8 protein-coding genes and 1 tRNA gene are annotated in these 7,049 nt (G+C 47.4%); all 9 read right to left on the bottom strand.

Annotated elements, in window-relative coordinates:
• Positions 1–615: 615 nt before the first annotated feature.
• The 9 genes from DVB69_RS13135 to rph all read right to left on the bottom strand — a co-directional run bounded on the left by DVB69_RS13135 (position 616) and on the right by rph (position 7,048).
• Positions 616–1,494 carry an ABC transporter ATP-binding protein gene (locus DVB69_RS13135; protein ID WP_116019548.1) on the bottom strand — a complete coding sequence of 293 codons (879 nt, stop codon included), beginning with the start codon at positions 1,492–1,494 and terminating at the stop codon, positions 616–618.
• Positions 1,491–2,216 (bottom strand): hypothetical protein, encoded by a 726-nt coding sequence (locus DVB69_RS13130; RefSeq protein ID WP_116019547.1) that lies wholly within the window; start codon positions 2,214–2,216, stop codon positions 1,491–1,493. Before DVB69_RS13130 ends, DVB69_RS13135 begins: the two co-directional genes overlap by 4 nt.
• Positions 2,197–3,027, bottom strand: a complete 831-nt coding sequence (locus DVB69_RS13125) for a hypothetical protein (RefSeq protein WP_116019546.1) — start codon at positions 3,025–3,027, stop codon at positions 2,197–2,199. Before DVB69_RS13125 ends, DVB69_RS13130 begins: the two co-directional genes overlap by 20 nt.
• On the bottom strand, positions 3,014–3,784 hold the full coding sequence (locus DVB69_RS13120; protein ID WP_116019545.1) for a hypothetical protein: 771 nt from the start codon (positions 3,782–3,784) through the stop codon (positions 3,014–3,016). The genes DVB69_RS13125 and DVB69_RS13120 overlap by 14 nt, the downstream gene beginning before the upstream one ends.
• Positions 3,781–4,311, bottom strand: coding sequence for an RNA polymerase sigma factor (locus tag DVB69_RS13115; RefSeq protein ID WP_116019544.1), 531 nt, complete (start codon positions 4,309–4,311; stop codon positions 3,781–3,783). Before DVB69_RS13115 ends, DVB69_RS13120 begins: the two co-directional genes overlap by 4 nt.
• A 717-nt stretch (positions 4,312–5,028) precedes the next feature.
• Positions 5,029–5,102: transfer RNA gene (locus DVB69_RS13110), tRNA-Arg, on the bottom strand.
• 76 nt (positions 5,103–5,178) lie between these two features.
• Positions 5,179–5,682 (bottom strand): metallophosphoesterase, encoded by a 504-nt coding sequence (locus tag DVB69_RS13105; protein ID WP_116019543.1) that lies wholly within the window; start codon positions 5,680–5,682, stop codon positions 5,179–5,181.
• Positions 5,679–6,293: an XTP/dITP diphosphatase gene (locus DVB69_RS13100; protein ID WP_116019542.1), complete on the bottom strand. Its 615-nt coding sequence runs from the start codon at positions 6,291–6,293 to the stop codon at positions 5,679–5,681. Before DVB69_RS13100 ends, DVB69_RS13105 begins: the two co-directional genes overlap by 4 nt.
• Complete coding sequence (gene rph, locus DVB69_RS13095) at positions 6,290–7,048, bottom strand: ribonuclease PH (RefSeq protein ID WP_116019541.1); 759 nt, start codon at positions 7,046–7,048, stop codon at positions 6,290–6,292. Before rph ends, DVB69_RS13100 begins: the two co-directional genes overlap by 4 nt.
• Between the last annotated feature and the right edge of the window lies 1 nt (position 7,049).

Genomic DNA, 7,049 nt, shown 5'->3' with positions numbered 1-7,049 from the left:
GTATAGCGTATTTCAGAGGGGGCACTTTTACTTAACACCACTCACCCCATCGTTGGATGGGCCATAGCTTTCACTATGTTCAAACTGTAGACCCGTACCTTCAGAAATTTGTCAGTTCCTTTAGACTGGAACATTCTCACCCTATCTAGTTTTTCAGCCACCCGGCATATCAGTTGGCATACCTTTTCTAAAGAATGGCTCTAGCCTTCTTTCTGCCGACTCTACCTGAGCTTCGAACCCTATGAACTGTCACTCATAACGCACGCAGGAGTATCGGTGAGATAGTTTCGGAATACATGGTTTCCTCATTCCTATCTTCTGTTGTAAAGTTGAAATTTGTATTATAAATTCCCTGTGTTTTCATGCCGAAGGCATTTATCACAGAACTTGTCGCGCGCCCCCGTTTACAGAACAACACACGTCTCCCCATTATAGAATATTCTACCCTGCATCACATATTGTTTCCAAATTAGTTTGAAATTTCAGCTGTCTATTATTTTCAGAAGAAAAGATCACCGCTTTCCCTACATAAAAAGACATCCAGCCCCACCCTTCTCCCGCCGCAAAAGCGATTTAGACTGGATAGTGACAGAATGTCTTTTCATACTTAATTTATCAACTACTGCTCGTATCCCCACTCCCAAAATAATACACGTACAAATCTTCCATCCTCGGTTTTGTCGGTTGAGCGGCATCATGGGGCTTCGCTTGTGAAACTATGCGGATGTCCACGTATTCCTCTTGCAGCTGCAGGTTGGAGATCGGGTAGGACGTTGTGTACGTTGACAGTTCGTCATGCTGTACTTGCACCGTCCATACTTGACGGTCCAACTTGGCCAGCAGCTCACGAGGGGACGCTTTTTCGATGAGCTGCCCTTCTTTTAACAGGAGCACTTCATCGGCCACGTATTCGATATCCGACACGATGTGCGTCGAGAGGATGATGATTGTATCCTGCGCCAACTGGGACAGGATTCCCCGTAGCCTGATCCGTTCGCTTGGATCCAGACCGGCTGTCGGCTCGTCCAGGATGAGGACTTTCGGGTTGTTCAACAGGGCTTGCGCGATTCCGACTCTCCGTCTCATCCCGCCTGAATAGCCTTTCAGTTTTTTTCGGCTTGCGCTCGTCAGACCGACCAATGCCAAGACGTGTTTCACACGCACTCGGGCTGTTTTGGCATCGAGCCCTTTCAGGTTTGCCACGTACTTCAAAAACTCTTCAGCTGTGAACTGACTGTAGCCATGGAACTCTTGCGGCAAGTATCCGAGCTGTTCCCGATACGAGGCGCCGAGTGCTGTGATGGCACGATTGTTGTAAAGGACCCGTCCGTTTGTCGGTACGAGGACGTCCACGAGGATACGCAGAAGCGTCGATTTGCCTGCTCCGTTCGGCCCGAGCAATCCGTAGATTCCCGGAGATAATTCGCAGTCAATCGATTTCAACGCCTCCTGGTCTTTATATCGATGGCTCACTTTTTCTAGTTTCAGAGTCACAGTTCATGTCTCCTCCCTTGCAGTTTTCTCGTCAACAGTACAGTGCCGGCGATCAGGATCATATACCAGATCACCAGTTGCAGCAGTTGGGGTTCGTCAGTAATTTCATTTGACCGTATCGCATAAGAAAAAAATCCTTTTTCCAAAAACCATTCTATGGAGAAGTCCGTTAACAGTTTTCCTCTCAGCAAAAAGGTCAGGCCGTACAATAAGCCGCAGAGGATCACGGTACTCGTGTGGGACTGGAAGATGGCACACACACATGCGGCAAAGATCGAGAACAGGACACTGCCCGCCAGTACGTACGGCAGGCTGGCTGCACAGCTCCTTACGACTTCGGTGAATTCTCCAGGTGAGACTGCCAAAGCAGCCCCTGCTAGCTGAATCGCTGTCAATAGGAGAACCATGAATAGTGCACAGAGGCCGGCAGCTCCCAGCCGTGTCAGAAAGACTTTCGTTCTCCCATGCCGGGCTGTGAGAATGACTTCCTTTACTCCCTCTTCTTTGTCCAGGATGAATATCTTTGCAGTCATCGCAAGAATCAGGAAGCCGATCGACAGTGTGCCGAGGACATGCCAGAACGAGTTAGCTGTTGCCAAGACCTGTGCCGGACTTTTTTGTGCAGCAAAATAGATCATCACACTCCAAAATCCAAATACGGCGAGGACTGCTGGGAGCCCCCAGTTGTTCCGAAGTATTTTTTTAATTTCCCAGGGCAACACGGATCCGACGCCTCCCTAGTAGAAGATTCAAGGTAAACAAGCCTGCAGCCAGGCAGAGGAACAAGAGTAAGACCTCTGTATTTGATAATGGGACATGCCCTTCTAAATATTCAAAGCTCATAATACCGTTCAATCCATATGTGTAACCATACACTAAGTAATCGATGCCGGGCATGGTTTGAATATAGTAAAAGATATATTTTTCACACAGCTCCCCTAACGCAAAAATCCCGCCGGCCGTCAGCATGATGAACACACTGCGTTTGATGAATAACGAAAGGAGAAAGACGAACAGCGCAAAGATATAACTCGCCAATACCATGTATACACCCTCCAATAGCATAAGCTTTGCAAAAATCCAGTCGGGATTCGGATTGACATAATTGGGGGCACTCTCACCCATTTGTGCAAACAGCCCTGTCGGGGAAGCGTAGGCAAGCAGAACGAGACTCGCAATTCCGTAGTAAATCAATACGATCAATACACAAAAGAGGAAGAGGAAGAATTGTTTCACGGCCAGCAACTGCACACGCCCTCCCTTGTATGTGACCAACAATTCCTCCATCTCCTGTTCCCGTTCAAAAGGCATGCACCGGGAAACACCGACGACTACGATTACCGCAATGAGCATATAACCGATGTAGGGCATGACGGTGGCCATCTCTTGCCAGAATACGACAGGTTGTGTAGAATCGATCAAAACATCCAGGCTCATTACATATAGAACGGTGCATAGGAAAAGAGCGATATAGAGCTCACGCTGTGAGAATAATTTTTTTCCTTCCATCCACGCTAGTTTACTGAATCCCATCTGGTAATCGCTCCATTCTCCAAAGTTTGGTCAGCTGTCGTATGAAGACAACAGCCAATCCTATATTGACCGCTAAGAAAACCAGGGTATGGACCGACAGCAGCCATGAGCCGATCGGCGTGTAAATGGAAAGTAAGAGGAACGAGACCCACACCAGCATTATCACTGTCCACGACAACGGATGCCGGTACTTCGTGCTGATCGCCAGCAGAATGACACAGAACAGCAGAATCGGTGTGATCCCTGTTACCGCAATATGGGACGACAGCAGGAAGAGTCCCGCTTTCTGAATGGACGCCGTGTACAATAAGGACCCGCTGTATAGGACCAGGCTCCCCAGACAGATGGCCACCAATTTGGAGAACAGGACCTGCTGGAACGAGAATACGAACGTTTGTTCTAACCCCGCCATATCCTTGGTCTGTGTATGAACGAGATGCCACCCTGCTACTAATACGGGAGCGGGCGCGGACAGAATGAATAAGAGCCATTGCTCCTTGGTGCCGGGAATGAAAGTAACGGCCCCCATCAACGCAATCACCAGGAGGCCCAGCTGGACAGCGAAATGCCTCCAAAGATCCTTGAATGATTGCCGGACCAGTTGCTTCATGACGGCTGCCGTATTTTCTCGCGGGACAGGCATGTACGACTTCAAGTAGTCAATGGTCCTTTCCCTGTCCTGTTCCTGAATGACAGGCGGAACGTCGTCGTGCAGCCAGCGGCGCAGTTGCTCATCTTCACGTGTACCTTGTTTCACTCCATAACCCCCTTCGCTCGTTTCCGCAATTTCTGCAGCCCTTGGAACAGTCTTGATTTCACAGACGGCAAAGTCGTCTGTGTGATGGCTGCAATCTCTTTAGCCGTAAAACCATGGTAAAACTTCAAAATCAGCGCATTTCGTTGTTTCTCAGGAAGGGACCCGAGAAGCTCCTGCACTTCGGAGCGATTGGAGAACTGTTGCTCCAGTTCCGACTCCTGATGCATAGAGGCATGCTCGTCCGTGAATTCGACCGGATGCCTCGTCCTTGTGACGTAATTCATCGCCCGATTCCGCGCAATCCTGTACAGCCACGCTTTGAATGTCCCTTGCTCTTGGTAAGCAGGCAATGCCTGCAGCATCGCGACAAACGTCTCCTGCGTGAGATCCTTCGCTTCTTCGTACGGACTCCCGAGACGGTAAATATAACGGAAAATCTCATCATAATAACGCCGCACCAGCTGCGCCATCGCGTCCTCATCCCCCTGCTGTATCGCGCTGATCAACACCGCGTCATCCTCATACATGATCCAACCTCCATACTTCTATATAACACGCCTGGGCGTGAAAAGGATTTAAAATCTTTGGTTTTTCCTTGGACAGTAGAGATTATGACTGTGATTTCTGAACGATCAGAGTAATGTACAGCATACTAAAAAACCGATAGAAACAGTCGTCATCTACTGTTTCTATCGGTTTTGATTTAAAAATTTGAGTACATTAGGAGTTCAATAGGTGATCTATTCTATAATCGTCAGCAATAGGTAAGCGTTTGAGATTATCTGCGGCTTTTCCCCTGCTCAACACGGAGCATGCAAGTTTCCCTGCACTCCGCGCTCCATCTAACTTCATGTACTAGACTATAAGTTCCTCGTTACCCTTTGAATAAAAGTTGTAGAATCAAAGAGCTCGCACTATGGAAATCCCCAAGTTCTTACCCGATCGGTGCGATGAACGCTTGGAAAATAATCGTTCAGTCCGCTAGACTTAATACATAGGTGCCTGTGCATGAAACTTTCATGTTTGTTTAAACATTCATGATTGTTCCGTGCTCCTGCTTTTGTCGAAGATAAATTAGTCGAACTGATAGAAAATGAATCAGAATAATCGCCGCCTGTGCATCACCAACTCGATTATTAATCTGAATACTTCTGGAGTTGTGTCATACACAGCTCTTTTTTTAAACGCAAAAAAACACCGAATCTGTTATCCATAAACAGATCCGACGTTTTCATTTTACATTACGTCCCAGGAGGGATTCGAACCCCCGACCGATGCCTTAGAAGGGCATTGCTCTATCCGGCTGAGCTACTGAGACAACTGCGTCAAATACATAAATGATTTGAACGACAGGTTTTATTATATGCAACAAATGAATAGAAGTCAATAGGTTTTTAATTTGTTGTGAAAATAGCTTTTTCTACCGCTTCCCCATTGTCCGGACTGCGGAATGTCACTTTGAGCGAATCGTCTTGTTCAATGACAGCGTACGTCGCCACTCGTCCGTCTCTAGGAAGTAATGTACTCCCTGGATTCACGTAGAGCACGCCATCCTCTAGTTCTGCACCATAAAGGTGTGAGTGTCCGAAAAGGACGATGGTGGCATTCACTTGCTCTGCAGCGTATTTTAACTGCATGAGGGATTGTTTCACGCCATGTTGGTGACCGTGGACCATCAAAACTTTTTGAGTGCCCACTTCAGCAACTACTGATTCAGGAAATGTTGAGTTCCAGTCGCAGTTGCCCTGAACGATTTCCATGTCTTGCAGAATGTCCGCTTCAACCGCCAATTCACTATCACCACAGTGGAAAAATGCGTCTGCATCGGTTTCCCGGTTGCGAATCGCTTGGATCGTTTCCTGATCACCATGGGAATCGCTCATTACGATTAGTTTCATGCGTTCATCCCCGCCTCGCCAATTAGATTCGGAAGTTCTGTTTCAAATTTACGCATCGCTACGCCACGGTGAGAAATCGCCGCTTTTTCAGCTGGAGTCAACTCTGCCATCGCTTTTCCCTCTGAAGGCACGTAGAAAATCGGATCGTACCCAAATCCGTTTTCTCCATGACGTTCAAATAGAATTGACCCATCACAACTTCCAGAAAACGTTTGTGTTTCGATTCCAGGTCCTGCGATAGCTAACACGCAACGGAATCGTGCATCTCTAGAGCCTTCAGCAACGTCTTTAAGGCCATTTAACGCTTTGTCGATATTGGCCTCATCGTCCTTCGGTTCACCCGCGTAACGGGCCGAGTAGACACCTGGTTCGCCGTTTAAAGCATCAATCTCAAGACCGCTGTCATCAGAAATGACCCATTTACCTAGAATCTTCGCAGTTTCCTCTGCTTTCAGGATTGCATTCTCTTCGAAAGTCGTTCCTGTTTCCTCCACCTCGATCGGCTCATCCAAATCTTTCAATGAGATCACTTGGATGCCATGGGGCTTAAACAACTCTTCAAAGTCTTTCACTTTTCCTTTATTGTTCGTTGCGACTAAAATTTGTTTCATTGTGCAGCCTCCTCTTTTGACTCGATCATGTCACAAATCGTTCCGAGAGCTTGTTTTTGTAGGTCGATCAATTGCTGGATGCCGTTTTCAGCAAGATCCAGCAGTCCATTCATTTCTTTGCGCGTAAATGTAGACTCTTCTCCTGTACCTTGTAACTCGACAAACTCACCTTTGCTCGTCATGACAACGTTCATGTCTACTGCTGCTGATGAATCTTCGATGTAATCCAAATCGAGGATGAGTTCGTCTTGTTCTGACTTCCCGACACTCGTTGCCGCTAAATATTGGGTAATTGGGAATTTAGGTAGTTTCTTTTGCTCCACAATGCCTGCAGTCGCTAGTGCCATCGCAACAAACGCGCCTGTAATCGACGCTGTACGCGTTCCGCCATCAGCTTGGATGACGTCACAGTCGATCCAAATTGTACGCTCACCGAGTGCTTCTAGGTCAATGACTGCCCGTAGCGCTCTTCCAATCAGACGTTGGATTTCCATCGTACGTCCACCGATTTTACCCTTCGTTGCTTCGCGTTGTGTACGCTGTCCTGTAGCTCTAGGAAGCATTGAATATTCTGCAGTAACCCAGCCTTTTCCGCTTCCACGTAAAAATGGGGGTACCCGATCTTCAACGGATGCAGTACAAATCACTTTTGTATTCCCAACCGTGATCAAGACTGATCCTTCAGGATGAAGTAAATAATCTTTTTCAATCTGCACAGCTCTTAGTGCGTCAACAGTTCGTCCATCATGTCTCATA

The organism is Sporosarcina sp. BI001-red (assembly GCF_003384035.1).
In the GTDB taxonomy this organism is placed as follows: Bacteria; Bacillota; Bacilli; order Bacillales_A; family Planococcaceae; genus Sporosarcina.
This window is presented reverse-complemented; position numbering and strand designations above follow the sequence as displayed.

What these genes read in the sequence shown, in the direction of transcription:
- rph (WP_116019541.1), bottom strand. Translation starts at nt 7,048, where the DNA reads ATGAGACATGATGGACGAACTGTTGACGCACTAAGAGCTGTGCAGATT.
- DVB69_RS13105 (WP_116019543.1), bottom strand. Translation starts at nt 5,682, where the DNA reads ATGAAACTAATCGTAATGAGCGATTCCCATGGTGATCAGGAAACGATC.
- DVB69_RS13115 (WP_116019544.1), bottom strand. Translation starts at nt 4,311, where the DNA reads ATGTATGAGGATGACGCGGTGTTGATCAGCGCGATACAGCAGGGGGAT.
- DVB69_RS13125 (WP_116019546.1), bottom strand. Translation starts at nt 3,027, where the DNA reads ATGGGATTCAGTAAACTAGCGTGGATGGAAGGAAAAAAATTATTCTCA.
- DVB69_RS13100 (WP_116019542.1), bottom strand. Translation starts at nt 6,293, where the DNA reads ATGAAACAAATTTTAGTCGCAACGAACAATAAAGGAAAAGTGAAAGAC.